Origin of the sequence: Streptodolium elevatio, from assembly GCF_040649515.1 — a bacterium.
Lineage (GTDB): Bacteria > Actinomycetota > Actinomycetes > Streptomycetales > Streptomycetaceae > Yinghuangia > Yinghuangia elevatio.
Genome location: NZ_JBEZFP010000264.1, coordinates 1 through 3,360, shown reverse-complemented (window position 1 = coordinate 3,360; position 3,360 = coordinate 1). Strand labels below are relative to the sequence as shown.

At 75.0% G+C, this 3,360-nt stretch carries 3 protein-coding genes and 1 pseudogene; 1 reads left to right on the top strand and 3 read right to left on the bottom strand.

Translation table 11 applies throughout. The features are described from left to right. Window positions 1–176 precede the first annotated feature (176 nt). The gene (locus AB0C36_RS42800; protein ID WP_358365140.1) at window positions 177–686 is read left to right on the top strand and encodes a hypothetical protein; all 510 of its coding nucleotides are present in this window, start codon (window positions 177–179) and stop codon (window positions 684–686) included. Window positions 687–864: 178 nt separating this feature from the next. On the opposite strand, the gene AB0C36_RS42795 is transcribed toward AB0C36_RS42800, so the two are convergent. The 3 genes and pseudogenes from AB0C36_RS42795 to AB0C36_RS42785 all read right to left on the bottom strand — a co-directional run. Next, window positions 865–1,632, bottom strand: a complete 768-nt coding sequence (locus AB0C36_RS42795; protein WP_358365137.1) for an SDR family oxidoreductase — start codon at window positions 1,630–1,632, stop codon at window positions 865–867. 120 nt (window positions 1,633–1,752) lie between these two features. Continuing rightward, entirely contained in the window at window positions 1,753–2,751 is a 999-nt protein-coding gene (locus AB0C36_RS42790) for a UbiA family prenyltransferase (RefSeq protein WP_358365135.1), read from the bottom strand. Between the two features lie 515 nt (window positions 2,752–3,266). Further along, window positions 3,267–3,360: pseudogene (locus AB0C36_RS42785) on the bottom strand (M67 family metallopeptidase); the annotation flags it as partial.

The window sequence follows — 3,360 nt, the reverse complement described above, 5'->3', positions numbered from 1 at the left end:
TGTGCACTACCTATCTCACAAACCCCCCCACCGCCCCCGCGCGGACGGCGGACAACGCTTCTCAGCTCGTGGACCCGCCGTCCGCGCGGGTGTCCGCAGGGGTCTGCCGCGTTTCTCGCGCCCGCCTCCGGGCAGGCGACGAGTAGAGACCCCGGCGCGGTACGGAGGTGTCCATCATGTCCGGGCCCGCACTCAGCAGACGCGAGCGCCTGATCCTGCGCGACATCGAACGCGACCTCCTCGACGACGAGGAATTCGTGCTCCGCATGAGCGACCTGATGCGTGCCGTGCCTCCGGCCGGCGAGCACCCGGTCGACGAGCGCACGGCAGCCGAACCTCCGCCCGTCGGGACGCTGCCCGACCAGACCGTGCCGGACCGCGCGCCGCCGCCCGCCGGGCACCCCCGGGAAAGGCCCCCGCGCCGAACGAGGCTGCGCCGGACACGGCCGCCGGGCGCCTCGCCGCACGGCGACGCGCCGCCGCGGGCCCGGTCCCGGCGCACCCGCTTCCGCGAGGCCGTACGCGACCACGGACTGCTGCTCCTCGTGCCGGTTTGCGCCGCGCTGGCCGCCGTGACGTTCGGCGGGGCACCCGTGTACTTCGCCGCGGTGTTCGCCGTCGTGCTGGTGGCGACCGTCGCGGTCGGCGCCAGCCGCTACCGGCACCGCCGTCGCCGCAGGTCATGAGCACCAGGTCTGAGCACCAGGTCTGAGCACCCGGTCCGCGTCTCCAGAACCGGTCTCCAGAACCTGAGCACCGGAACCTGAGCACCAGACCCGCCGCACCGGGACCTGAGCGGCACGTCCTGATGACCGTGGCCTGAGCGCCTGAGCGCCTGAGCGCCGACGACGACGGCGCCGCGCGTCAGCCGATGCCGCCGGTCGCCCGGATGTTCTGGCCGGTGAGCCACCGCGCGTCGTGCCCCGCGAGGAACGCGACCACGTCGGCGACGTCGGACGGCTCGCCGAGCCGTGCCAGCGGCGACATCTGCGCGGCCATCTCCAGCGCCTCGGGCGGGTTGGTGCCGCGCAGCAGGTCCGTGTCGGTCGCGCCGGGGGAGACCACGTTGGCGGTGATGCCGCGTATCCCGAGCTCGCGCGCGGCGACGTACGTCAGCTGCTCGATCGCGCCCTTGCTCGCCGCATACGGCGCGATGCCGGGGGCCGACCGCACGGTGTTGAGAGTCGAGATCGTGATGATGCGGCCCCCGTCGCGCATCTGCCGGGCGGCGTACTGGAGCAGCAGGAACACCGTCCGCATATCGGTTGCCAGGACCTTGTCGAACAGGTCCGGGTCGAGGTCCGCCAGCGGCGTCGGGACGAACGCGGTCGCGGCGTTGTTGACCAGGATGTCGAGGCCGCCGAACTCGGCCTCGGCCTCGCGCACCAGGCGGTCCGCGGCGTCCGGCTCGGTCAGGTCGACCTGCACCGCCCGCACCTTGCCGCCGTGTTCGGCCACGCAACGGACGACGTCCTCGGCGGCGGCGTGGCTGGTCGCGTAGTTGAACAGCACGTGCGCGCCGTCCCGGCACAGGCGTTCCACGATCCCGCGGCCGATCCCGCGCGAACCGCCGGTCACCACGGCCGTCTTGCCCTCCAGCGATCTGCCCTGCGGTGTCTGGTCCTCCGGCATGGGAACTCCCCGAGTCACGTGCGGACAACGTCTCCCAAGCCCTGCCCACGGTGATCACAGGTCATGCCGTCGGGCCGGGCCGCGTCGGCGGGGAGCGTACCGCCGCGGCCGCCCCGCCACTCAGGTCAGCGTGTCGGCGCGCATCACCAGGAGCAGCACGGTCAGACCCGCGACGGCAACCGCCGCGCGGAAGGGCACGGTCGAGTCGGCGTCCGGGACACCGACGCCCAGCCCCGCGGTCGCCGCCGCCGCGGCCAGGACCGCCCAGTCGGTCGGCCGCGCCGCGCCGGCCGGGCCGAGGGCCATGGTGGCAACGGCCGTCAGCAGCACGGCGGGTGCGATGCGCCGCACCCGGGCCGCACCCAGGCGGTGCGGGAGACCGCGTACGCCCGTCGCCCGATCGGCGTCCAGGTCCGGCAGCACGTTCACCAGATGCGCACCGACCCCCAGGAGCGCCGCCCCGGACACCGCCCACCACGCCGGCCACGGCGCCCCGGGCAACCCGAGGGTGACGAAGGCGGGCAGCACGCCGAACCCCACGGCATAGGGGAGCGGCGACAACACCGTGCCCTTCAGGCCCAAGTCGTACGCCCAGCCGCCGAACACCACACCCGTCAGATGCGCGGCCGCCGCCTCCCGGCCGCCCAGCAGCGACAGCGGTACGCACGCCGCCAGCGCCGCACCTGCCGCCAGGCCCAGCGCCCGCGGCGACAACTCGCCCGTGGCCGCCGGTTTGTCGAACCGCCCCGCCACCGCGTCCCGCCGAGCGTCGACGGCGTCGTTGCACCATCCGACGGAAAGTTGTCCGGCCAGCACCGCGGCTCCGACGCCCGCGGACCCGGCGGTGCCCCGACCCGCACCCGCGGCGACCGCCGTCACCATCGCGGTCACGGCCGCGGACGGCAGCGGGTGGCACGCGCGGGCCAGCGCACGGCAGTTCGCGGCGAGGCGCCGTACGCCCGAGGCCGGTCGCGCGGTGGGCGCGCCGGGCGCGGGAGACCGCGGCACGCCGCCGACGCCGTACTCGAGCGCCGCCTCGACCGCGGCCGAAACCCGACGCGGAAGGCCCCGCGCCCGACGCGGCGTGCGTCGGACGGCCGGGGAGGGGTATTCGCGCATGGCCGCAAAGGTACTCAACCGCCACCCTTTTCGCGTTTCGACCCGACGGGAAGGACCCGCCGATGTGCCGCACATGTCGGGAACACAGCGTGGGAACAGTCGCCATAGACCACGCCACGCCGCCACCACGTGCGCTGCCGACCGATCCGGAGGCCCGCGCGGGCCACGCCGCCGGCACCGCGCCCGAGGCGGCCCCCGAAGCCGCGCCCGGGATCGCGTTCGAGGCCTCGGTCGCGGCTGCATCCGGGACCGCGTCCGGGACCACGCTCGGGACCGCGCTCGAGACCGAGACCGCGCTCGAGACCGAGACCGCGCTCGAGACCGAGACCGAGACCGCATTCGAGACCACGCTCGCGGCTGCGCCGGCGCCGACGATCGCCGCGGTCCAGACCGCCCTGCCCGCACACCGCTACCCGCAGCACCGCCTCACCGACCTGGTCGGCGACCTGTGCCTGGCACCGGGCGCCGACCGTACCGTCCTGCGCCGCCTGCACGCCGCCGCCGGGGTCCAGACACAGCGCCAGCAGGTCGCCCGAGTCGAACTCGTAGAACGTGGGCGAGCGGGCCGCGTTGAGCATCGGGATGAAGCGCTCGGGGCGGTCGGTGCCC